Annotated in this window: 19 protein-coding genes; 3 read left to right on the top strand and 16 right to left on the bottom strand. The window is 74.2% G+C overall.

What is annotated here, in order from left to right; genetic code table 11:
• Nucleotides 1–24 precede the first annotated feature (24 nt).
• From HL189_RS08950 to HL189_RS08910, 9 genes are all read right to left on the bottom strand, one after another.
• Nucleotides 25–672 (bottom strand): prepilin peptidase, encoded by a 648-nt coding sequence (locus tag HL189_RS08950; protein WP_369133339.1) that lies wholly within the window; start codon nt 670–672, stop codon nt 25–27.
• A gap of 7 nt (nt 673–679) precedes the next feature.
• On the bottom strand, nt 680–1,471 hold the full coding sequence (locus tag HL189_RS08945) for a shikimate dehydrogenase (protein ID WP_369133338.1): 792 nt from the start codon (nt 1,469–1,471) through the stop codon (nt 680–682).
• A 31-nt stretch (nt 1,472–1,502) separates the two neighbouring features.
• Complete coding sequence (gene mltG / locus HL189_RS08940) at nt 1,503–3,419, bottom strand: endolytic transglycosylase MltG (RefSeq protein ID WP_369133337.1); 1,917 nt, start codon at nt 3,417–3,419, stop codon at nt 1,503–1,505.
• Nucleotides 3,416–3,898: a Holliday junction resolvase RuvX gene (gene ruvX, locus HL189_RS08935; RefSeq protein WP_369133336.1), complete on the bottom strand. Its 483-nt coding sequence runs from the start codon at nt 3,896–3,898 to the stop codon at nt 3,416–3,418. The genes mltG and ruvX overlap by 4 nt, the downstream gene beginning before the upstream one ends.
• The gene (locus tag HL189_RS08930) at nt 3,888–4,214 is read right to left on the bottom strand and encodes a hypothetical protein (RefSeq protein ID WP_369133335.1); all 327 of its coding nucleotides are present in this window, start codon (nt 4,212–4,214) and stop codon (nt 3,888–3,890) included. The genes ruvX and HL189_RS08930 overlap by 11 nt, the downstream gene beginning before the upstream one ends.
• On the bottom strand, nt 4,211–6,880 hold the full coding sequence (gene alaS, locus HL189_RS08925; protein WP_369133334.1) for an alanine--tRNA ligase: 2,670 nt from the start codon (nt 6,878–6,880) through the stop codon (nt 4,211–4,213). The genes HL189_RS08930 and alaS overlap by 4 nt, the downstream gene beginning before the upstream one ends.
• 64 nt (nt 6,881–6,944) lie before the next feature.
• Nucleotides 6,945–7,232 carry a hypothetical protein gene (locus tag HL189_RS08920; protein WP_369133333.1) on the bottom strand — a complete coding sequence of 96 codons (288 nt, stop codon included), beginning with the start codon at nt 7,230–7,232 and terminating at the stop codon, nt 6,945–6,947.
• A complete protein-coding gene (locus tag HL189_RS08915) occupies nt 7,232–7,657 on the bottom strand; it encodes a DUF948 domain-containing protein (protein WP_369133332.1) in 426 nt (141 codons plus the stop codon). The genes HL189_RS08920 and HL189_RS08915 overlap by 1 nt, the downstream gene beginning before the upstream one ends.
• Nucleotides 7,658–7,773: 116 nt before the next feature.
• Entirely contained in the window at nt 7,774–9,108 is a 1,335-nt protein-coding gene (locus tag HL189_RS08910; RefSeq protein ID WP_369133331.1) for a replication-associated recombination protein A, read from the bottom strand.
• Between the two features lie 35 nt (nt 9,109–9,143).
• Between HL189_RS08910 and HL189_RS08905 the strand changes: the two genes are divergently transcribed.
• Both HL189_RS08905 and HL189_RS08900 read left to right on the top strand, forming a co-directional pair.
• Entirely contained in the window at nt 9,144–10,004 is an 861-nt protein-coding gene (locus tag HL189_RS08905) for an aldo/keto reductase (protein ID WP_369133330.1), read from the top strand.
• A gap of 183 nt (nt 10,005–10,187) precedes the next feature.
• Nucleotides 10,188–11,060 carry a hypothetical protein gene (locus HL189_RS08900; RefSeq protein WP_369133329.1) on the top strand — a complete coding sequence of 291 codons (873 nt, stop codon included), beginning with the start codon at nt 10,188–10,190 and terminating at the stop codon, nt 11,058–11,060.
• A 71-nt stretch (nt 11,061–11,131) separates the two neighbouring features.
• On the opposite strand, the gene aspS is transcribed toward HL189_RS08900, so the two are convergent.
• The 4 genes from aspS to HL189_RS08880 form a co-directional block, all read right to left on the bottom strand.
• A complete protein-coding gene (aspS, locus tag HL189_RS08895) occupies nt 11,132–12,907 on the bottom strand; it encodes an aspartate--tRNA ligase (protein WP_369133328.1) in 1,776 nt (591 codons plus the stop codon).
• A gap of 27 nt (nt 12,908–12,934) precedes the next feature.
• Nucleotides 12,935–13,936 (bottom strand): aldo/keto reductase, encoded by a 1,002-nt coding sequence (locus tag HL189_RS08890; protein WP_369133327.1) that lies wholly within the window; start codon nt 13,934–13,936, stop codon nt 12,935–12,937.
• Nucleotides 13,933–15,195: a histidine--tRNA ligase gene (hisS, locus tag HL189_RS08885; RefSeq protein WP_369133326.1), complete on the bottom strand. Its 1,263-nt coding sequence runs from the start codon at nt 15,193–15,195 to the stop codon at nt 13,933–13,935. The genes HL189_RS08890 and hisS overlap by 4 nt, the downstream gene beginning before the upstream one ends.
• A 70-nt stretch (nt 15,196–15,265) precedes the next feature.
• Nucleotides 15,266–15,964 (bottom strand): MBL fold metallo-hydrolase, encoded by a 699-nt coding sequence (locus tag HL189_RS08880; protein ID WP_369133325.1) that lies wholly within the window; start codon nt 15,962–15,964, stop codon nt 15,266–15,268.
• Nucleotides 15,965–16,113: 149 nt separating this feature from the next.
• Between HL189_RS08880 and HL189_RS08875 the strand changes: the two genes are divergently transcribed.
• On the top strand, nt 16,114–16,974 hold the full coding sequence (locus tag HL189_RS08875) for a peptidylprolyl isomerase (RefSeq protein ID WP_369133324.1): 861 nt from the start codon (nt 16,114–16,116) through the stop codon (nt 16,972–16,974).
• 67 nt (nt 16,975–17,041) lie between these two features.
• Here the strand turns inward: HL189_RS08875 and HL189_RS08870 are convergent, their stop codons facing one another.
• The 3 genes from HL189_RS08870 to HL189_RS08860 all read right to left on the bottom strand — a co-directional run bounded on the left by HL189_RS08870 (nt 17,042) and on the right by HL189_RS08860 (nt 22,265).
• A complete protein-coding gene (locus HL189_RS08870; protein WP_369133323.1) occupies nt 17,042–19,444 on the bottom strand; it encodes a bifunctional (p)ppGpp synthetase/guanosine-3',5'-bis(diphosphate) 3'-pyrophosphohydrolase in 2,403 nt (800 codons plus the stop codon).
• 144 nt (nt 19,445–19,588) lie between these two features.
• Nucleotides 19,589–21,649 (bottom strand): NAD(+) synthase, encoded by a 2,061-nt coding sequence (locus HL189_RS08865; RefSeq protein ID WP_369133322.1) that lies wholly within the window; start codon nt 21,647–21,649, stop codon nt 19,589–19,591.
• 31 nt (nt 21,650–21,680) lie between these two features.
• A complete protein-coding gene (locus HL189_RS08860; protein ID WP_369133451.1) occupies nt 21,681–22,265 on the bottom strand; it encodes an adenine phosphoribosyltransferase in 585 nt (194 codons plus the stop codon).
• Nucleotides 22,266–22,267: the final 2 nt, after the last annotated feature.

Below are 22,267 nucleotides of genomic sequence, written 5' to 3'. Positions count from 1 at the left end.
CGCCTCCTCCGGCGCCCCGGGCGGTCACGCGGTCGGCAGCGGCCCGGCGAGTGCGAGCGCGGTGTACGCGCCCACCAGGAGGGCCGGTCCGAAGGCGACCGCGGTGCGCCAGCCGGCCCGGCCGACGGCCACGAGGACCAGGGACCCCAGCGCGCCGGCTCCGAACCCGGCCAGCACCCCGCCGACGAGCACGCCCCAGCCCGCCCAGCCCAGCAGCAGGCCGAGCAGCCCGAGCAGCTTCACGTCGCCGCGTCCCAGCCCGCCCGGCGAGACCAGCCGCGCGCCGGTGGCGAGCACCAGCACACCGGCCGCGGCGGCGGCGCCCCGTCCCGCCGCCGTCCACTCCCCGGTGACCAGGGCATCGGCGAGCAGGGCCGCCGCGCAGACGGCGGCCGCGGGGAACGTGACCCGGTCGGGCAGCCGGTGGCAGGCCAGGTCCACCCCGGCCAGCACCACGGCCGCGCCGCCGAACCAGGCGAGCGCGACGGTCGCCGGGCGCAGGCCGGTGAGCGCGGGCGCCGCGGCGAGGGCGCCGGCCGACACGGCTGCCGTGACCAGCACCCGGCGCCGGGTGGGCCGGGCCCCGGGGTCCCGCTCGGCGAGGCGGACGGTCGTGGCCGCCAGCCACGGGCCCACCAGCAGGCCCGCCAGGGCGCCGGCCGGGATCAGCACGGTCGGGTCAGGCGTCGAGCGCGGCGCGCATGGCCTCGATCGGCGCCGGGCAGCCGGTCATCAGCTCCACCTGGGCGGTGGCCTGCCAGAACAGCACCTCCAGGCCGCTGATCACCGTGCCGCCGGCCTGCTCCACCCGCTGCGCCAGCGGCGTCGGCCAGCCCGCGTACAGCACGTCGAGCACGGTCTGGCCGCGCCACCAGGCGAGGTCGGCGACGGCCGGCTGACCCGAGACCGGCACCGTGCTGACGACCACCGGAGCGGTCAGCGTGCCCGTCCGGTCCAGTCGCTGCACGTCGGCGGACACTCCCAGCGTGCCCAGCACCCGCAACAGGTCCCCGGCCCGGGCCGGCTCGCGAACGACGACGTCCACCTGCCGGGCGCCCAGCGAGGCCAGCGCCACCGCGGCGGCCGCGGCGGTCCCACCGGCGCCGAGGACGGCCGCGTGCTCGACGGCGTCCACCCCGGCCAGCCGCAGCGCCAGGCCGACCCCGGTCACGTCGGTGTTCTCCGCCCGCCACCCGGCCGGCGTGCGCACCAGCGTGTTGGCCGCGTGCAGCAGGCGGGGCAGCTGGTCGACCTCGTCGGCCGCGTCGACCGCGGCCTGCTTGCAGGGCATCGTCACCGAGAAGCCGCGCCACTCCGGGCCGAGGCCGGCCAGCAGCACCGGCAGGTCCTCGGCGCCGATGTCGAGGGCGTCGTAGGTCCAGTCGGTGAGGCCCAGGGCCGCGTAGGCCGCGCGGTGCAGCAGCGGCGACAGCGAGTGGGCGATCGGCCGGCCGAGGACGGCTGCCCTCACGGCCGGACCGGCCCGCTCGGTGGACGGTGCGTCAATTACCCGGGTTCTCCTGCAGCCACTGCTGGAACAGCAGGACGTTGCGCCCGTGCTCCTCCGCGGTGGCGGCGAACCGCGTCTCCCCGGTGTCGGGGTCGACCACCACGAAGAACAGCCAGTCGCCCGGTGCGGGGTTCATCGTCGCGGCGACGGCGTCCCGGCCGGGGTTGCTGATGGCGCCCGGCGGCAGGCCCTCGTGGAAGTAGGTGTTGTACGGCGAGGGGTTGGCGCGGTCCTCGGCGGTGGTGGTGATGCCGCCCTTGCCGTTCGCGTAGTTCACCGTCGAGTCCATCTGCAGGCGCATGCCCTGGGCGATCCGGTTGTTGAGGACCTGGGCCACCTTCGCCATGTCCTCGACCGAGCTGGCCTCGGCCTGCACGATGCTGGCCTCGGTGATCACCGACAGCCGCCGCTCCACGGGCACCTGCAGCTCGTCGAGCATCGCGACGGTGCCCGAGACCATCTCCGTGAGCACGGACACCGGGGTGTCGTCCGGGTCGATCTCGTAGGTGGCCGGGAAGAGGAACCCCTCCAGCAGCCCGTTGGCGTAGGGCGGCAGGCCCAGCGCGGCCGGGTCGGCCGCCGCGGCCTGCCACTCCGCCAGCGGGACGCCGGTGCTGTCGGCCAGCCGCTGCAGGGCCTGGGCCACCGTCTGGCCCTCCGGGATGGTGACCCGGGTGACCATCTTCGTGTCCGGGTGCAGCAGCAGGTCCAGCGCGGCCTGGCCGGACATCTGCAGCCGCATGTCGTAGACGCCCGGCTGCAACCCGGTCGCCGAGGCGTTGGCCTTCGCGGCATCCAGGAACGGCTCGGCGGAGGCGATCACGTCGGCCTCGACGAGCGTGCCGGCCACGGTGCGCAGCGAGTCGCCGTCGTTGACCCGGATCTCCACCTGGCCGGTGCCGGTGCCGGGGTAGTCCTCGGCCATCGGGTTGATGGTCTGCCACAGCGCCTTGCCGCCGAAGAGCGCCCCCAGCACGACCCCCGCGAGCACCAGCAGGGACAGCAGCACGGTGAGCGGGCGCCGCTTGCGCCGCCGGCCGCCACCGCCGCGACGCCCGCGGCCACCACCGCCGCCCTGGTCGGTCGGGGGCTCACCGGGGACGCCGTCGTCGACGAGCATCTCGAGCCCACCGGTCTCGTCGAAGACCCGTTGCTCCCCGGTCTCGGGGTAGGCCTCGTCGGCGTACCGCTCGCCGTCCGGGTCGGGGGCGTGGTGGCGCTGCTCGGCGGCGCGCCGGGCCGGTGTCCCGGGCAGCGCGGCGCGCGGATCGGTGAGCAGGTGGCCGCCGTCCACGGCGGGGTGCACCTCGGTCGCCAGGTCGTCGTCGGACTCCGCACGCCACGGGCCCGCTCCGGCGAGCCCGGCCAGGCTGCCCTCGGCCCGCTCCGGGTCACCGCTCCGGCGCGCGCCGGGTCCGGCGGCAGGGCGACGCCGGGAGGCGTCGTCGGGAAGGCGCGGCACAGGAGCACTCTGCCGGGTCGTCGGCCTGCCGTCGAGCGCGGGCAGCAGAGGCCGGGCCGCGGACATCTCCGTCGTACGCGGGGCGGTGACCAGCTGTGCGGGACCCGCGGCGCCCCGGTCATCCCCGCCCCACGGCCAACCGGCCGGGGTGGCCGCCGCCGCGGCCGGGCCGCGGAGCACCCGCGGAGGTACGGCGTGCTCGTCGTCCCGGCGGGGCGTCGGCAGGCCCGGACGCTCGGCCAGGCCGATCCCGCCGGTGGACCGGGCGGGCGTCCTGGCGGCATCGGTGTCCGGCGCGCGACGTCGGCCGCGCCGGACGGCGTTGTCCGACATCGGGTCGGCGTCGGTCCAGGCCGCGAGCAGCTCGGATGCAGGACGCCCGGCGCCGCTGCCGGCGTCGGGCTGGGAGTGGCGGCCGCGGAGGTGCGGCGAGGACGGGTCCGTCACGAGTGGCGCCCCTCGGAGTCGGGGCCAGCAGCAGGACGTGCGTCGAGGTGGCTCTGCAGGATGACCACGGCGGCAGCCTGATCGATCACCGAGCGCTGCCGGCGAGCATCGATGCCCCCGGCGCGGAGGTGGCTCGCTGCGGTCACGGTGGAGAGCCTTTCGTCAACGAGATGCACCGGGACGTTACCGATGCGGCTGGCCAGGGCCCGAGCGTAGGCACTGGCATCTCTTGCCGAGGATCCTGACGCGCCGGACAGATGCATGGGCAAACCCACAACCACCTCGACCACATCGTGTGTCACAACTAGCCCAGCCAGCCGGTCCAGGTCGCTCTTGTCCTTCGCGCGCCGCACGGTCTCCAGCGGGCTGGCGAGGGTGCCGGTGGCGTCGGAGAGGGCGACGCCGACCCGAACCTTGCCGACGTCAACACCCATCCGGCGTCCGGGCTTCCAGTGAGCCGGCTCGTTCTCAGCGGCCACGCCCGGCCCCGTCCTCACCGTCCTCCGCCCCGGTCGGGCGGGCGGTGCGCCCGGGCACCCGCGGCGGGTAGGCGCGGAGGTCCAGCACCCCCGTCTCGTCCGGTGCCGGCTTCCGGGACGTCGCCGGCTCGTCGGCCGGCGCCACCGGTGGGAGCGGGAACGGGACCGGATCGGTGTGGTGCACCGGTGCCGGATCGCGGTCGGCGTCGTCGGCCGGCGCATCCGGCAGGGACGGCGGGGGCACCGGTGGCCGCCCGGACTGGGCGACCGGCTCCTCCCCCGGTCCGCTGCCGGGGCCGTCGGGCGGGGCGCTCACGAGCCCGCCGCCTCGATCGCCCGCTCCGCGGCGGCCAGCGCCGCGGAGATGCCGGCCGGGTCGGTGCCCCCGCCCTGCGCCACGTCGGGCTTGCCGCCGCCCCGGCCACCGACCGGGCCCGCCGCGGCCTTGAGCAGGTCGTTGGCCGACAGGCCGCGCTGCTGCGCCGCCGGGGTGATCGCGGCGATGAGCGCGACCTTGCCGTCGGCGGCCGAGGCCAGCACGACGGCCGCCGGCCGCTCGCCGAGGCGCCCCCGCACGTCCAGCGCCAGGCTGCGCAGGTCCCCGCCGGTCAGCCCGGCCGGCGACCCGGTGACCACGGCGACCCCGCCGACGTCCTTCGCCGCGGCGGCCAGCTCGCCGGCGGCGGCCACGGTCTGCTGCGCCCGGAGGTCGGCCAGCTCCTTGTCCGCGTCGCGCAGCCGGGCCAGCATGCCGCTGACCCGGTCGACCAGCCCGTCCTGCGGGGTCTTCAGCAGGTCGGCGAGCTGACGGACCAGGTCGCGCTCCCGGGCGAGGTACCGGAACCCCTCGAGGCCGACCGCCGCCTCGACCCGGCGCGCGCCGGAGCCGACCGAGCTCTCCCCGGTGAGCGCGAGGGTGCCGATCTGGGCGCTGCCGCGCACGTGGGTGCCACCGCACAGCTCCCGGGACCACTCGCCGCCGATCTCCACGACGCGCACCTGCTCGCCGTAGGTCTCGCCGAACAGCGCCAGGGCGCCGAACTCCCGCGCCTCGGGCAGCGTCATGTACAGCGCGCGGACACCGTGGTCGGCGCGCACCGCGGCGTTGGCGACGTCCTCGACGTCGATCCGCTGCCGCGGGGTGAGGGCGCCCTGCCAGGCGAAGTCCAGCCGCAGGTAGCCCGGCCGGTTGTAGGAGCCCGACTGCAGGGCCTGCGGTCCGAGCACCTGGCGCAGCGCCGCGTGCAGCACGTGCGTGCCGGAGTGCGCCTGGCATGCCGAGAGCCGCCACTCCCGGTCCACCTCCGCGGTCAGCTCCACGCCGGGCCGCAGCTCTCCCTCGAGCACGCGCACCTGGTGGGCGAGCAGCCCCTTCACCGGGCGCTGGACGTCGATGACCTCGGCCCGGCCGCCGTCCCAGGTCAGCTCCCCCGCGTCGGCGACCTGACCGCCGGACTCCGCGTAGAAGGGGGTGCGGTCGAGCACCACCCGGCTGATCGTGCCGGGGCCGACGACCTGGTCGTCCTCCCCGTCGGACTCGTCGACGACCCCGAGCACCCGCGAGTCGGTGCGCAGGGTGTCGTAGGCCCGCCAGTCGGTGGGGCCGTGCTCCGCGAGCAGCCGCCGGTAGGCGAGGACGTCGACCGAGCCGGTGCGCTTGGCCCGCGCGTCGGCCCGGGCGCGGTCCCGCTGCTCCTTCATGAGGGCGCGGAAGCCCTCCAAGTCGACGGCCACGCCCTGCTCGGCGGCCATCTCCAGGGTGACGTCGATCGGGAAGCCGTAGGTGTCGTGCAGCGAGAAAGCCTGGGTGCCCGACAGCGCCGGCGCGCCGGCCGCCTTGGCCTGGGCGACGGCGGTGTCGAACAGCGCCGTCCCGGCGGTGAGGGTGCGCCGGAACGCCTCCTCCTCGGCGTAGGCGATGCCGGAGATCCGCGCGAAGTCGGCGGCGACCTCGGGGTAGCTGGCGCTCATCGCGTCGCGGGAGACCGGCAGCAGCTCGGGCAGGGACGCCGCCTCGACGCCGAGCAGCTTCATCGACCGGACCGCGCGGCGCAGCAGCCGGCGCAGGATGTAGCCGCCGCCCTCGTTGCCGGGGGTGACGCCGTCGCTGATCAGCATCAGGCCGCTGCGCACGTGGTCGGCGACCACCCGGAGCCGCACGTCGGCCTCGTGGTCGGCGCCGTAGCGGACCCCGGCGAGCTCGGCGGCCCTGTGCAGCACCGGGGCGACCTCGTCGATCTCGTACATGTTGTCGACGCCCTGCAGCAGGAAGGCCACCCGCTCCAGGCCCATGCCGGTGTCGATGTTCTTCTTCGGCAGCTCGCCGAGGATCGGGAAGTCCTTGCCCTCCCCCGGCCCCCGCTCGTACTGCATGAAGACGAGGTTCCAGATCTCCAGGTACCGGTCGCCGGTCGGGTCGGCCTCCGGCCCGCCGCCCGGGCCGTACTCCGGGCCGCGGTCGTAGTGGATCTCCGAGCACGGGCCGGCCGGCCCGGCCGCCCCCGTCGACCAGTAGTTGTCGTCCTTGCCACGCCGCTGGATGCGCTCGGCCGGGACGTAGGCCTTCCAGGCGTCGAACGCCTCGTCGTCGTCCAGGTAGACCGTCGGCCAGATCCGCTCCGGGTCCAGGCCCAGCCCGCCGCCGGCGACCGCGCCGGTGACCAGCTCCCAGGCGTACTGGATCGCCTCGGCCTTGAAGTAGTCGCCGAAGGAGAAGTTGCCGTTCATCTGGAAGAACGTGCCGTGCCGGGTGGTCTTGCCGACCTCCTCGATGTCGAGGGTCCGCACGCACTTCTGCACGCTGGTCGCCCGCGGGTACGGGGCGGGCTCCCGGCCGGTCAGGTACGGGATGAACGGCACCATGCCGGCGACGGTGAACAGCAGGGAGGGGTCCGGCGAGACCAGCGAGGCGCTGGGGACGACGGTGTGACCGCGCTGCTCGAAGTGCTCGAGGAAGCGGCGGCGGATCTCGGCGGTCTGCATGCGGTGGGTCTCGGTTCTCCAGCCAGCGGGTGCTGCCCGGCTCGGGGCAGCGGGGGGTGGGGGCTCAGCTGTCCGCGGCGTGCGCGCCGCGGCGGACGGGCAGCGCGGTCTGCGAGCGGTCGGGCAGCGGGGCGTCCAGGCCGGTGCCGGCGCGCAGCTCCTCCTCGCGCTCGGCCATCCCGGCGCGGACCTCGGCGCCGAAGTCGCCGATCGCGGCCGCCAGCTCGCGGAGCCCGTCGGCGAGGTTGGCGGCCATGCTCTGCGGGGTCAGCTTGTCCGCGGCCTGCGACAGCTTGCGCACGACCAGGGCGCCGATCGTGATGCCCATGGCGAGCCAGAACAGCCGGCGCATCAGGCGGCCCGCCGGCCGGCGCGCAGCGCCCGCCGCTCGTCCTTGGCCGCCCGCTCGGCGTCGGCCAGGGCCTGGCCCTCGCGCTTCTTCTTCGCGGCGCTGCGCACGCCGTAGCTGAAGGCGGCGACCTTGATCAGCGGGCTGCCGAGCGTGGCGGCGAAGACGCTGGTCAACGCGGCCACGTTGCTCGAGACGTTCGCGGCGTTGCCGGTGATGTCGTCGACCCGCTCGAGGTTGGCGTTGACGTGGGTGACCGTCGTCGACGCCTGGCTCAGGATCGGCTGGCTCTGCTCCCGGACCTGGCGGATGGTGAGCGTGGCCTCGTCCAGGGTGCGCCCCAGCTTGAGCAGCGGCACCGCCAGGAAGAGGACCAGCAGCACCACGGCCACGGCTGCGATCAGCCCGGCCCACTCTCCTGCGGACACCCGTGCACTCCTCTGGTCGCCGACACACGTCGTCTCGTCCGGACGGCGTCCCCGTCGCCCGGTGGGGCAACCCTAGCCGCGCGGGCCGACGGCCGTGCTCCGCGGACGGGACGGCCTCAGCCCCGGCGCCGGATGATCGCCCGCAACTTGGCCAGCCGGGCGGCGATCTGCGCCTCCACGCCCCGGCCGGTGGGCCGGTAGTAGTCGCGGCCGACCAGTGCGTCCGGCGGGTACTGCTGCGGCACGACCCCGTCGGGATGGGCGTGCGGGTACACGTAGGTCTTGCCGTGGCCGAGCTTCTTCGCGCCGGCGTAGTGCGCGTCGCGCAACCCCGACGGCACCGGGCCGGCCAGCCCGGCACGCACGTCGGCGACGGACTCGCCCATGGCCACGGTGACGGCGTTGGACTTCGGCGCGGTGGCCAGGTGGACGACGGCCTGGGCGAGCGGGAAGTGCCCCTCGGGCATGCCGATGAGGGCGACCGCGTCGGCGGCGGCGACCGCCGTGAGCAGCGCGGTCGGGTCGGCCATGCCGATGTCCTCGCTGGCGGAGATGACCAGCCGGCGGGCGATGAAGCGCGGGTCCTCCCCCGCCTCGACCATGCGGGCCAGGTAGTGCAGCGCCGCGTCGACGTCGCTGCCCCGGATCGACTTGATCAGCGCGCTGGCGATGTCGTAGTGCTGGTCCCCCGAGCGGTCGTAGCGCACCGCGGCCTGCGCGACCGCGGTCTCCAGGGTCGGCAGGTCGACCACGGTCACCCCGGCGGCCAGCGCGGCGCCGGCGCCGGACTCCAGCGCGGTCAGCGCCTTGCGCCCGTCCCCGCCGGCGATCCGGACCAGGTGCTCCTCGGCCTCGGCGTCCAGCGTCACCGCGCCGTCCAGACCGCGGTCGCTGGTGAGCGCCCGGCGCAGCAGCGTGCGGACGTCGTCGTCGTCCAGCGACTGCAACGCGAGCACCAAGCTGCGCGACAGCAGCGGGCTGACCACGGAGAAGAAGGGGTTCTCGGTGGTCGCCGCGATCAGGCTGACGATCCGGTCCTCGACCGCGGACAGCAGGGAGTCCTGCTGGGTCTTGGAGAACCGGTGCACCTCGTCGATGAACAGCACGGTGCGCCGGCCGGCCATGGTCAGCTCGCGCTTGGCCGAGGTGATGACCGCGCGCACCTCCTTGACCCCGGAGTCCAGCGCCGACAGCTGCACGAACTGCCGCTTGGTGGCCAGCGAGATGACGTGCGCGAGCGTCGTCTTGCCGGTGCCCGGCGGACCGTAGAGGACCAGCGACATCGGCTCGTCGGCCTCGACCAGCCGGCGCAGCGGGGCCCGCGGGCCGAGCAGGTGCTGCTGCCCGACGACCTCGTCCAGCGACCGCGGGCGCATCCGGACCGCCAGGGGGGCGCCCGGGTCGACCGGCGCTGCTCCCTCGTCGGGCGCGGGGTCGAACAACGACGTCACGGTTCCCGACGCTACCCGCGGGGCACGACGATCCCGTGCAGCAGCGACGCCTCGGGAACGCCACCGTCAGCGCCATCGGTCTGGGGGCCATGCCCCTCTCGACCAAGGAGGACCGCCCCTCCCCCGAGGACGCGATCGCGACCGTCCACGCCGCCCTGGACGCCGGGGTCACCCTGATCGACACCGCGGACGCCTACGCCCGGGACGAGTCGGAGTTCGGCCACAACGAGGAGCTCGTCGCCCGGGCGCTGGCCGAGTACGGCGGCGACACCTCCGGCGTGCTGGTCGCCACCAAGGGCGGGCACACCCGGCGCGGCACCGACTGGGAGCTGGACGGCACCCCTGGGTACCTGCGCCGGGCCTGCGAGGGTTCGCTGCGCCGCCTCGGGGTGGACGCCATCGGGCTCTACCAGTTCCACCGGCCCGACCCGGCCACGCCGTGGGAGGAGACGATGGGCGGGCTGCGCTCCCTCCTCGACGACGGGCTGGTGCGGATGGTCGGTATCTCCAACGCCGACGTCGGCCAGATCGACGCCGCCCGGGAGATCGTCGGCCCGGCGCTGGTGAGCGTGCAGAACCAGTTCTCGCCGGGCTACCGGTCCTCGGGGGGCGAGCTGGCGCACTGCGCCTCGCTGGGGCTGGCGTTCCTCCCGTGGAGCCCGTTCGGGGGCATCTCCGCGGCGAAGTCGCTGGAGTCCGCGGCCGACGAGTTCGCCGCGGTCGCCGACGAGCTCGGCGTCTCGGTGTACCGGGTGACCCTGGCCTGGCACCTGGCGCAGGCCGACATCGTCCTGCCGATCCCCGGCGCCTCCCGCCGGGAGTCGATCCTCGACTCGGCCGCCGCGGCCGACCTGCAGCTCAGCCCCGAGCAACTGGCCCGGCTGGACGCCGCCTGACCCTCCCTCCTCTTCCGTGGATCATCGGCGAGTGGCTCGCGCCATCGGCGTGTCGAGCAGCCAACTGCCGATGATCAACATGCTGTCCGGGCGGGTCCGCCCGGCCGTCCACAGCGCACCGGCGCTTCCACAGATGTCCGCCCAGGGATGTTGGCGCTGCACCGCCCGCCCCACGGTGGGCGCATGTCCCCAGCCCAGCCGTTCACGGTCGCCGCCGCCCGCGCCCAGGGGCTGACCCGCGGTCAGCTCCGACGACCCGAGTACGTCCGCCTGGCCCACGGCGTGGTGGTGCGCCTCGACGACGCGCTCGACGAGGAGGAACGACTTCATCTCCTGGCCACCGTGCTGCCCCGTGACGCCGCGTTCAGCCACCGGACCGCAGCCGCACTGCTGGGTGCGCCGGTCGACCCTCCGGCTCGTCCGCACGTCGCCTTGACGCCGCGCCGCGTGCTGCCGCAGCACGCCGGCCTGGTCGTCCACGGTCGCCTTCTCGGACCGGCCGACGTCGTGGTGCACCGCGGGCTGCGTGTCACGTCGGGTACCCAGACGTTCCTCGACCTGTCCGCCGTCCTGCCCGCCGCGGAGCTGGCCGCCGTCGGCGACGCCCTCTGGCGGGAGCATCACCTCGACCCGCAGCGGCTCGGCGAGCGGCTGGCCCGGGCCAGCCGCGTCCGGGGGGTCGTCCGCGCCCGCCAGGTCGCGCCGCTGCTCAGCCCACTCGCGCAGTCCCGCCCGGAGAGCCTGCTGCGGTACGGGTTGGTCAACAGCGATCTTCCGGCCCCTGAGCCGCAGGTGGAGGTGCGGGACCGCAGGGGCCGGGTGGTCGCGCACGGCGACCTCGGTTACAGCGACTGGAAGGTACTGCTGGAGTACAGGGGGCGCCTGCACGCCGAGGCGGAGCAGTTCCGGCGGGACGTCGACCGCTACTCGTTGATGGCCGCCCACGGGTGGCTGGTGCTCCGGTTCGCGGCTCAGCACCTCGCCACCCCGTGGACCGTGGTGGCCCGGACCCGAGCCGCCCTGGTCAGCCGTGGATGGCAGCCCAACCCTCGTTGACCATCGGGGAACGGCTGCCCGACACGCCGGCGAGGTCATCCGTTCGGCGATGATCAACTGCGGGCAGGACCTCAGTGGACGGGGTCGGACGGGCCAGGCGCGCCGGGCTCCCCGGGCAGCGGCTCGACCTCCGGCTTCGCGTCGATGCCGGCCTCGGTGCGCTGCGCCTCGGTGATCGGCGTCGGGGCACCGGTGAGCGGGTCGTACCCGGCGCCGGTCTTCGGGAAGGCGATGACCTCGCGGATCGAGTCCACCCCGGCGAGCAGGGCGCAGGTGCGGTCCCAGCCGATGGCGGCGCCGGCGTGCGGGGGCGGGCCGTACTCGAAGGCCTCGAGGAAGAAGCCGAACCGCTCGCGGGCCTCCTCCCGGGACATGCCCAGGGTCTCGAACACCCGCTCCTGCAGCGCGGCGTCGTGGATGCGGACCGACCCGCTCATCAGCTCGTTGCCGTTGCAGACCAGGTCGTAGGCGTCCGACAGCGCCCCGCCCTTGTCCTCGGGGAACCTCTCCCGCCACTCCGGGGTGGGCGAGGTGAACGGGTGGTGCATGAAGGTCCAGTCGCCGTCCTCGGTCTGCTCGAACATCGGGAAGTCGACGACGAACAGGAACGACCAGCTCCCCGGCTCGATCAGCTCCAGCCGCCGGGCCACCTCGTTGCGGGCGGCTCCGAGCAGCTCCTGGGAGGAGCGGCGGGCGCCGGCGGCGAAGAACACGCAGTCGCCCGGCTTCGCGCCCACGGCCTCGACCAGCCCGGCCCGCTCGGCCTCGGAGATGTTCTTGGCCACCGGTCCGCCCAGCGTGCCGTCCTCGGCCACGGTGACGTAGGCCAGGCCCTTCGCGCCGCGCGAGCGGGCCCAGTCCTGCCAGGCGTCGAAGGCGCGGCGCGGCTGGGAACCTCCGCCAGGCATCACGATCGCGCCGACGTAGGGCGACTGGAACACCCGGAACGGCGTCTCGGCGAAGTAGTCGGTCAGCTCGGTCAGCTCGATGCCGAACCGCAGGTCGGGCTTGTCCGAGCCGAACCGGTCCATCGCCTCGCGGTAGGTCATCCGCTGGATCGGCGGCACCTCGTACCCGGCGAGCTCCCGCCACAGCGCCCGGATGACGCTCTCGGCGACGGTCAGGACGTCGTCCCGGTCGGCGAAGCTCATCTCGAAGTCCAGCTGGGTGAACTCCGGCTGCCGGTCGGCGCGGAAGTCCTCGTCCCGGAAGCACCGGGCGATCTGGTAGTACCGCTCCAGCCCGCTGATCATCAGCAGCTGCTTGAACAGCTGCGGGGACTGGGGCAGCGCGTACCAGCTGCCCGGCTGCAGCCGCACCGGGACGACGAAGTCCCGGGCCCCCTCGGGCGTGGACCGGGTGAGGGTCGGGGTCTCCACCTCGACGAAGCCGAGGGTCGCCATGGCGCCGCGGGCGATCCGGTTGACCTCGCTGCGCAGCCGCATCACCGCGGCCGGCCCCTGCCGGCGCAGGTCGAGGTAGCGGTACTTGTAGCGGACGTCGTCCCCCGCCGCCTGCGAGGTCTCGATCGGGAACGGCAGCGGCGCCGAGGACGACAGCACCTGCAGCGAGGAGGCGGCGACCTCGATCTCGCCGGTGGACAGGTCGGGGTTCTCGTTGCCGGACGGACGGCGCTGCACCTCCCCGGTGACCAGCACGCAGTACTCGGCGCGCAGGTGGTGCGCCTCATCCTCGCGGACGACGACCTGGGCGTAGCCCGAGGCGTCCCGCAGGTCGAGGAAGACGACCCCGCCGTGGTCGCGCCGGCGGGCGACCCAGCCGGCGAGGGTGACCGTGGAGCCGGCGTCGGACGCGCGCAGCCTGCCGGCGTCGTGGGTGCGGAGCACGTGAGGACCTTTCTCAGAGGAAGGGGTTCACCAGCGGTCGTGCACGTGCGCGCGGATGCGCTCGTCGTACACGCGCTCGAGGTCGGCGAGCTGGGCGTCGGTGACCGGCGGGAGGGAGGCGGCCGCCACGTTGTCCAGCGCCTGCTTGATGTTGCGGGCGCCGGGGATGACGGTGGTGACCCCGGGCTGGTCGATCACCCAGCGCAGCGAGAAGGCGGCGGTGGACTCCTCGGGGCCGGCGATCTCGGCGACCTCCCGGGCCGCGGCGACACCCACCTCGAAGGGCACCCCGGCGAAGGTCTCGCCGACGTCGAAGGCCTCGCCGTGGCGGTTGAAGGTCCGGTGGTCGTCGGCGGCGAACGTCGTCGACTCGTCGTACTTGCCGGTCAGCAGCCCGCTGGCCAGCGGGACCCGGGCCAGGATGCCCACCTCCGCCCGCTGGGCCGCGGGCAGCAGCTCCTCCAGCGGCTTGCGCCGGAAGACGTTGAGGATGACCTGGACGGTCTGCACGCCCGGGTGCTGCAGCGCGGTGAGCCCCTCCGCGACGGTCTCGACCGACACCCCGTAGGCGGCGATCGCCTGCTCCTCGACCAGGGCGTCGAGGGTGTCGTAGACCCGCTGGTCGGAGTACACGGCCGGCGGCGGGCAGTGCAGCTGGACCAGGTCCAGGGTGTCCATGCCCAGGTTGCGCCGCGAGCGGTCCACCCAGGCCCGCAGGTTCTCCGGCGTGTACTGCTCGGCGACGAACGGATCGGCGCGCCGGCCCACCTTGGTGGCGACGAAGGGGCACTCCCCGCGGTCGGCCAGCGCGCTGCGGATCCGCTCCTCGGACCGGCCGTCGCCGTAGACGTCGGCGGTGTCGAGCAGGGTGACCCCGGCGTCCAGCGCGGCGTCGAGCACGCCCGCGGCGTCGTGCTCGCTCACGTCGCCCCAGTCCCCGCCCAGCTGCCAGGTGCCCAGGCCGACGACGGAGACGGCGGCGCCGGTGCGGCCGAGCGGCCGGGTCTCGAGTGGAGTGCTGCAGCTCATGACCCAACCGTCGCACGCACCCGGTCGAACAGCTCGCCCAGGGGGACGGCGACCTGGTCCTGGCTCCGCAGGTCCTTCAGCTGCGCGACCCCCGCGGCGAGGTCGCGGTCCCCGAGCACCACCGCGTGCGAGGCCCCGGACCGGTCGGCGGCCTTCATGGCGCCCTTGAGGCCGCGGTCGCCGTAGACGGTGTCGGCGGAGACCCCGGCCTCCCGCAGCTGCCCGACCAGCTTCACCGCCAGTCGCTTGGCCTCGGCCCCCAGCGGGACGACGAAGGCCTGCACCCCGGCCGCCGCGCCCAGGTCGAGCCCCTCGGCCTGGACCGCCATCAGCGTGCGGTCGACGCCGACGGCGTAGCCGATCCCGGACAGGTCCGGGCCGCCCAGCGCGGCCGAGAGGCCGTCGTAGCGGCCACCGCCGCCGATCGCCGACTGCGCGCCGAGCCCGGAGTGGACGAACTCGAACGTCGTCTTGGTGTAGTAGTCCAGCCCGCGCACCAGCCGCGGCGCCTCGGTCCACTGCACGCCGAGGTCGGTGAGGTACTGGCGGACGGCGTCGTAGTGCGCCTTCGTGGCGTCCGACAGGTGGTCGACCATCAGCGGGGCGTCGTCCAGCTGCGCCTGCACCTCGGGCCGCTTGTCGTCCAGCACCCGCAGCGGGTTGATCTCCGCGCGGCGCCGGGTGTCCTCGTCCAGGTCCAGCTCCGCCAGGTACTCGACCAGCAGCTCGCGGTACTGCGGCCGGCAGGTCGCGTCGCCGAGCGAGGTGAGCAGCAGCTCGAAGTCGCGCAGACCCAGGTCCCGGAAGCCCTGGACGGCGAGCGAAACCACCTCGGCGTCCAGCGCCGGGTCGTCGACGCCGAGGGCCTCGCAGTCGACCTGGGTGAAGTGCCGGTACCGGCCGGCCTGCGGCCGCTCGTACCGGAACGCCGAGCCCACCGCCCACAGCTTCACCGGCAGCGCGCCGGCGTGCAGCCGGTGCTCGATGAACGCGCGCATCAGCCCGGCGGTGAGCTCGGGGCGGAGGGTGAGCGACCGGCCGCCGCGGTCGAGGAACGTGTACATCTCCTTGGAGACGACGTCGGTGGACTCCCCCACCCCGCGGGCGAACACCGCGGTCTCCTCGAAGGTGGGCGTCTCGACGTAGCCGTAGCCGGCGCGGCGCAGCGGCGCGGTCAGCGCGTCGCGGACGGCCAAGAACCGGGCCGACTCCGGGGGCAGCGTGTCGAAGGTGCCCTTGGGGGCGGTCAGCCCGCTCACAGTGTCATCACTCGCTTCGCTCGTCCGTCCGCTCCGCGCCTCGCTCGCTGGCGCTCGCCGCGATGCTCGCTCACAGGCCTCGCCCCTTCGGCGCACCGGCCGCCTCGGCCAGGTAGGGGTTGGTGGCGCGCTCGCGCCCGACCGTCGTCGCCGGTCCGTGCCCGGGCAGCACGACGGTGTCGTCGTCCAGGGGCAGGACGACGTCCTGCAGTGACTGCAGCATGTCCGCCCACGAGCCGCCGGGCAGGTCGACCCGGCCGACCGAGCCGGCGAACAGCACGTCACCGGCCAGGAGTCCGGGCGCGTCGCCGAGGTCGAGGGAGAAGACGACGGAGCCCGGGGTGTGCCCCGGCGCGTGCCGCACGGTGAGGTCCACCCCGGCCAGCGACAGACGGGCGCCGTCCACCAGCGGCTCGACGTCCTCGGGGTCGGGCAGCTGTACCGCACCGGCCAGCTGAGCCAGCTGGGGGCCGTGCCAGCGCGCCGGGTCCGCGAGCATCCCGTCGTCGGCCGGGTGCAGGTAGGCGGGGATGCCGTACCCCTGGCAGACCGGCAGCACCGAGAAGGTGTGGTCCAGGTGCCCGTGGGTGAGGACGACGGCCACCGGGTGCAGGCCGCTCTCGGCGAGCATCCGGCCCAGCGGCTCGACGGCGTCCATCCCCGGGTCGACGACGACGCACTCCTGCCGCAGCGCCGACGACCCGGCCCGGGGTGCGACGGCGTAGCAGTTGGTGCCGAACGCGCCGGCGGGGAACGAGCGGATGAGCACCCGTGCAGGTTACGCGGGCGGCCGACGGGCCCAGCGCCGCTGCCGGGCCCGCACAGTGAGCCCGCCTAGACTGCGCCCTCGAGACCGCCGGGGCGCCCAGTCGCGCGTCGCCCCGCGCCCGATCCGCACGTCCGAGGAGCCCGAGAAGAGTGCCGACCAACAAGCAGCGCCGTCAGGCCGCGCAGCGACGGCTGCAGCGCCAGCTCGAGCGGCGGGAGGAGCAGGCCAAGAGGCGCCGGCGCAACCTGCTGATCGGCGTGACGGCCCTCGCCGTCCTGGCCGTGGTGGCCGCGCTGTTCGTCATCACCGGGCTCGACGACCCCGCGGAGACCTCCGACACGGCAGGCGCGGCGAGCAGCGACTCGGCGGCGGAGAGCGCCCCCGCGCCCGCCGCCGCGGCCACCGCCACCAACGCCGACGGCACCGTGGCCTGCAACTTCATCCCCGACACCTCGGGCAACACGAACCTGACCGACGTCGGCACCCCGCCCGACGCGGCCAACACGCCGACCACCGGCACGTCCACCCTCCGGATGAGCACCGACCAGGGCGACCTGACGCTGACCCTGGACCGGGAGGGGGCGCCGTGCGCGGCGTCGAGCTTCACCTACCTGGCCCAGCAGGGTTTCTTCGACGGCAGCACCTGTCACCGTGAGGTCAACCAGGAGACCTTCGGCGTGCTCCAGTGCGGTGACCCGACCGGGACCGGGAGCGGCGGCCCCAGCTACAAGTTCGGCCAGGAGGTCACCGCGGAGACGACCTACCCGCGCGGCACCATCGCGATGGCCAACAGCGGGCAGCCGAACTCCACCGGCAGCCAGTTCTTCCTGTGCTTCACCGACACCCAGCTGTCCCCGGACTACACGGCGGTCGGCACCGTCGACGAGGCCGGCCTGGCGGTGCTGGACGCGATCGCCGCGGCGGGCAACGACGGGTCCTTCGAGCCGAGCCCCGGCGGCGGTGCCCCGAACACCCCGGTGACGATCACCTCGATGACCGTGGTGAGCTGACCGTTCGGCCCCCTCGCAGGGGCCCGCCGCGAGCTTGCGAGCGGTGGGGGGCGAGGGGGTCCTTCCGCTAGGCGGTGACGCGCTCGACGTCGAAGACGCCGTCCACATTGCGCACCGTCTGCAGCACCGAGCCCAGGTGCGCGGGGTCGGCGAGCTCGAACGTGAACCGGCTGATCGCCACCCGGTCGCGGCTGGTCTGCACCGAGGCGGAGAGGATGTTGACCCGCTCGTCGGCCAGCGCCCGGGTGACGTCCGACAGCAGCCGGTGCCGGTCGAGCGCCTCGACCTGGATGGCGACGAGGAACACCGCGCCGGGCTGGGACGCCCACTCGACCTCCACCAGCCGTTCCGGCTTGCGCTGCAGGTCGGCGGCGTTGGTGCAGTCGGTGCGGTGCACGCTCACGCCACCGCCGCGGGTGACGAACCCGAGGATGTCGTCGCCGGGCACCGGGGTGCAGCACTTGGCGAGCTTGGCCCACACCTCGGTCATGCCGTGGACGACGATGCCCGGGTCGCCGCTCGCCGAGCGGGCGACCGTGCGCTTGGTGGGGATCGTGGTCTCCGCGATGTCCTCCGCGGCACCCTCGGACCCGCCCATCGCGGTGAGCAGCTTCTCGACCAGCGAGTGCGCCGAGACCTGGTTCTCCCCGACCGCGGCGTACAGCGCGCTGACGTCGGTGTAGTGCAGGTCGGCCGCGAGGGTGGCCAGCGCGTCCCCGCCCAGCAGCCGCTGCAGCGGCAGCCCGGCCTTGCGCATCGCCTTGGTGAGCGCCTCCTTGCCGGCCTCGATCGCGTCCTCGCGGCGCTCCTTGGTGAACCACTGGCGGATCTTGGTGCGCGCCCGCGACGACCCGACGAAGGTCAGCCAGTCCTTCGACGGCCCGGCCGTGGGCGAGCGGGAGGTGAAGACCTCGACCACGTCGCCGTTGTTCAGCTTGCTGTCCAGCGAGACCAGGTTCCCGTTGACCCGCGCGCCGATGCACCGGTGCCCGACCTCGGTGTGCACCGCGTAGGCGAAGTCGACCGGCGTCGCCTCGCCGGGCAGGCTGATCACGTCGCCCTTCGGCGTGAAGACGAAGACCTCCTGGGGGCCCAGGTCGTAGCGCAGGGTCTCGAGGAACTCGCCGGGCTCCTGCGCCTCGCGCTGCCAGTCCAGCAGCTGGCGCAGCCACAGCATGTCGTCCCCGGGGGTGCCGGGCATCGGGCCGGCCTCGAACTTGCCGCCGGCGCGGGCCTTCTCCTTGTACTTCCAGTGCGCCGCGATCCCGTAGTCCGCCGTGCGGTGCATGTCGTGCGTGCGGATCTGCAGCTCGACGGGCTTGCCCTGCGGGCCGATCACCGTGGTGTGCAGCGACTGGTACATGTTGAACTTCGGCATCGCGACGAAGTCCTTGAACCGGCCGGGCACCGGCTGCCAGTGGGCGTGCATGACGCCCAGCGCCGCGTAGCAGTCGCGCACCGAGTCGACGAGGATGCGGATGCCGACCAGGTCCCAGATGTCGGTGAAGTCCCGGCCGCGGACGATCATCTTCTGGTAGATCGAGTAGTAGTGCTTGGGCCGGCCGGTGACGATCGCCTCGATCTTGGCGGCCTTGAGCTGCTCGGTCACCTGGGCGGTGACCTCGGCGATGAAGGTGTCCCGGGACGGCGCCCGCTCGGCCACCAGCCGCACGATCTCGTCGTAGCGCTTGGGGTACAGCGTGGCGAACGCGAGGTCCTCGAGTTCCCACTTGATGGTGTTCATGCCCAGCCGGTGGGCCAGCGGCGCGAGGATCTCCAGCGTCTCGCGGGCCTTCTTCTCCTGCTTCTCCGGCGGGAGGAACCGCAGCGTGCGCATGTTGTGCAGCCGGTCGGCGAGCTTGATGACGAGCACCCGCGGGTCGCGGGACATCGCGACGATCATCTTGCGGATCGTCTCGGCCTGGGCCGCGTCGCCGAGCTTGACCTTGTCGATCTTGGTGACACCGTCGACCAGGTGCGCGACCTCCGGACCGAAGTCGGCGCGGATCGAGTCGAGGGTGACGCCGGTGTCCTCCACCGTGTCGTGCAGCAGCGCGGCGACCAGCGTGGTCGTGTCCATGCCGAGCCCGGCGAGCACGGTCGCGACGGCGAGCGGATGGGTGATGTACGGGTCGCCGCTCTTCCGCTTCTGCGCGGAGTGCGCCTCCTCGGCGACGTCGTAGGCCCGCTGCAGCAGTGCGAGGTCGGCCTTCGGATGGCTCTGCCGGTGCAGGGCGGCCAGCGGCTCGAGCACCGGCCGGATGCCGCTGGAGCGCTGCCCGGCGACGATGCGGCGGGCCAGCCGGTCCCGGACCCGGCGGCGGGGTACGACCTCGTTCTCACCGGCCGGGTCGGGGGCGACGTCGTCCGGACGCCGGACCGCGGGCCGGTCGGGCAGCGCGGGGAGGTGCGGGGCCTCCTCGGTGGCGGGCGCGTCGGAGCTCCGGGGGGTCACGACGTCCGAGGCCACGGCGACTCCTGCAGGGTCGAGGAGGGCAGGTCCATCGCCATGCTAGTCGTGCACGACCGGACGACGCCCGATCCGGCCACCCGGACGGGGGTGTTCCGGCTCAGCTCCCGCTCGTTCCTCGCTGCGGTGCTCCCGGGGCTGTCGTCAGGAGTCCGGCACCCCGCACCGCAGCTCGTCCAGCCACACCCGGGCCGAGGCGTCCGACGGCGCGCGCCAGTCCCCCCGCGGGGACAGCGAGCCACCGGCGGACACCTTGGGGCCGTTGGGCATGGCCGACCGCTTGAACTGGCTGAAGGCGAAGAACCGCTGGCAGAAGACCTCCAGCCAGTGCCGGATCTCCGGCAGCCCGTACTGCTGGCGCCGCTCCGCCGGGAAGCCCGGCGGCCACTCCCCCGCCGCCACGTCGGACCAGGCGTGCAGCGCGAGGAAGGCGATCTTCGACGGGCGCATGCCGTACCGCAGCACGTGGAACAGGGTGAAGTCCTGCAGGGCGTAGGGGCCGACCTTCGCCTCGGTGCTCTGCACCGGCTCCCCCTCGGTGGCCGGCACCAGCTCCGGGCTGATCTCCGCGGCGAGGATCCGGGCCAGGGTCCGCAGCACCTCGTCGTCGAACTGCCGCGAGGAGATCACCCAGCGGATCAGGTGCTGGATCAGCGTCTTGGGCACGCCGGAGTTCACGTTGTAGTGCGACATCTGGTCGCCGACCCCGTAGGTCGACCAGCCCAGCGCGATCTCGGACAGGTCCCCGGTGCCCAGCACGATCCCGTTGCGCTGGTTGGCCAGCCGGAACAGGTAGTCGGTGCGCAGGCCGGCCTGGACGTTCTCGAAGGTGACGTCGTACACCGGCTCGCCGGTGGCCGCCGGGTGCCGCAGGTCGGTGAGCAGCTGGGTGGCCGCGGGGCGGATGTCCAGCTCCTCGAACGTGACCCCGAGGGCCGTCGAGAGCGCCACCGCGTTGCGCTTGCTCTCCTCCCCGGTGGCGAACCCGGGCAGGGTGAAGGCCAGGATGTCGCTGCGCGGCCGGCCCGCCCGGTCCATCGCCTGCGCGGCGACGATCAGCGCGTGGGTGGAGTCCAGTCCGCCGGAGACGCCGATGACCACCTTCGGCCAGCCGATCGCGCGCAGCCGCTGCTCCAGCCCGACGACCTGGATGTTGTAGGCCTCGTAGCAGTCCAGCGCGAGCCGCTCGGGGTCGGCGGGGACGAACGGGAAGCGGGCCACCCGGCGGCGCAGCCCGAGGTCGGCCGGGGACGGGTCCAGCCGGAACCCGATCCGGCGGTGCCCGGTCCGGGCGGCGTGCACCCGGCGGTTGTCGTCGAAGGTCCCCATCCGCGCCCGCTCGGCGCGCAGCAGGTCCAGGTCCACGTCGGCGACGGCGCGGCGCGGACCGTCGGGGAAGCGGTCGGTCTCGGCCAGCAGCACGCCGTTCTCGAACACCATCGTCTGCCCGTCCCAGGACAGGTCGGTGGTCGACTCACCCTGCCCGGCTGCCGAGTAGACGTAGGCGGCGAGGCACCGGATGGACGTCGCCTGCGCCAGGGTCGCGCGCTGGTCGGCCCGGCCGACGGTGATCGGGCTGCCGGAGAGGTTGGCCAGCACCGTGGCCCCGGCCAGCGCGGCCTCGGCGCTGGGCTGGACGGGGACCCACATGTCCTCGCAGATCTCCACGTGCAGCACCAGACCCGGGAGGTCCGTGGCGGCGAAGAGCAGGTCCGGGCCGAACGGGACGGTCGCACCGCCCAGGGTGAGGCAGCCGCCTCCTTCGTCCACGCCGGTGGCCAGCTGGCGGCCCTCGTAGAACTCGCGGTAGGTCGGCAGGTAGGACTTCGGGACGACGCCGAGCACCCGGCCCCGGTGCACCACCACGGCGGTGTTGTAGACCCGGTTGCGGTGCCGCAGCGGCGCCCCCAGAACCAGCACCGGCCCGAGCTCCGCGGACGCCGCGACGACGTCGGCCAGCGCGGTCTCGACCGTGTCCAGCAGGGTGTCCTGCAGCAGCAGGTCCTCGATCGAGTAGCCGGTGAGGCACAGCTCTGGGAACACCGCCACGGCCACGCCGTCGTCCGCGCACTCGCGGGCCTGCGCGAGGACCGACGCGGCGTTCGTGTGCGGGTCCGCGATCGAGATGGGGATGGTCACCGCGGCCACCCGGGCGAACCCGTGCCGGTAGAGGGAGCGGAAGCCGTCGCTGCCCGAACTCGTCACGGGCCGATCATGTCATCCGCCGGGCAGCGCCTCAGGTCGTCCAGAGTGCGTGCACCGGGTGCGGCGCGATGCGCTGCCGACCACCGAGGGCGGCGAGCTCCACGACCACCGACACCGCGGTCACCACGCCGCCGAGCTGCTCGATCAGCGCGATCGACGCGCCGAGCGTGCCGCCGGTGGCCAGCACGTCGTCGACGAGCAGCACCCGCTGGCCGGGCTCGATGGAGTCCCGGTGCAGCTCCAGGGTGGCGGTGCCGTACTCCAGCGCGTACTCCGCGCGCACCACCTCACGGGGCAGCTTGCCGGCCTTGCGGACCGGGACGACGCCGGTGCCGGCGTCCAGCGCCACGGCGGCGGCGAGCAGGAAGCCACGGGCCTCGACCCCGGCCACCACGTCGAAGCCCTGGCCGCCGGCCCCCCCGAGCGCCGCCGCCCGGGGGTCGACGCCTCCCGGCTGGGTGAGGGCGTCGATGACCCGCCGGTACGCGGCCGCGTCGGCGAAGACCGGGGTCAGGTCCCGGAAGAGCACCCCGGGCTCCGGGAAGTCCGGGATGGTGACGGCGACGGAGGCGATCAGCTCGTCGATCGGCAGCTGCTCCTCCGCCGCCGGCCCGATCG

Source organism: Modestobacter sp. I12A-02662 (assembly GCF_041028325.1).
Lineage (GTDB): Bacteria > Actinomycetota > Actinomycetes > Mycobacteriales > Geodermatophilaceae > Modestobacter.
Note: the sequence above shows the minus strand (reverse complement) of the source record. Positions and strands in the feature narration are given on the sequence as shown.

Bases quoted from the DNA above. Each gene is read 5' to 3' on its own strand.
- alaS (WP_369133334.1), bottom strand. From the start codon at position 6,880: ATGCAGACCGCCGAGATCCGCCGCCGCTTCCTCGAGCACTTCGAGCAG.
- HL189_RS08920 (WP_369133333.1), bottom strand. From the start codon at position 7,232: ATGCGCCGGCTGTTCTGGCTCGCCATGGGCATCACGATCGGCGCCCTG.
- HL189_RS08900 (WP_369133329.1), top strand. From the start codon at position 10,188: ATGTCCCCAGCCCAGCCGTTCACGGTCGCCGCCGCCCGCGCCCAGGGG.
- HL189_RS08890 (WP_369133327.1), bottom strand. From the start codon at position 13,936: ATGAGCTGCAGCACTCCACTCGAGACCCGGCCGCTCGGCCGCACCGGC.